This is a genomic window from Achromobacter sp. SIMBA_011 (assembly GCF_046535435.1).
In the GTDB taxonomy this organism is placed as follows: domain Bacteria; phylum Pseudomonadota; class Gammaproteobacteria; order Burkholderiales; family Burkholderiaceae_B; genus Achromobacter; species Achromobacter dolens.
The window spans coordinates 1-339 of the sequence record NZ_JAWRWN010000166.1 but is presented as its reverse complement, the minus strand read 5'-3'; the positions used below and the strand labels follow the sequence as shown (position 1 = coordinate 339).

General features: G+C 62.2%; 1 protein-coding gene. It reads right to left on the bottom strand.

The annotated features are described in order from the left end of the window. Positions 1–339, bottom strand: a 339-nt coding sequence (locus tag SB816_RS30395; protein WP_410548041.1) for a hypothetical protein, incomplete at both ends; no start/stop codon positions are given.

The window sequence follows — 339 nt, the reverse complement described above, 5'->3', positions numbered from 1 at the left end:
GTCTGTTGATCCTCGGGTTGAGCTTCGATTGCGCGTTGTAGCTCATCTGCCAGTTGGCTGAACGCGCGCGCTTCATACTCCAGGCTTTCCTGGATTTCGATCGGGAATCGCGACACTTTCGCATAGCCTTTCTGGCGCTGCCGAGTGGCTTCAAGTCCCTTGAGCTGCTTGCGGGCCTTGCCCTTGACCACCGGCAGGGCGCGAGTGTCCGGTGGCATTTCCGGGTGGGAAGGGCATCGGCGCTGGCGTTCAGCCAGGCAGTGGCGGCCGACAGCGATGAAGGTGCGCTGTATCTGCAATGGCAGTCTGCGCCGTCCGGGCTGGAAAGCGCCGTGCAGT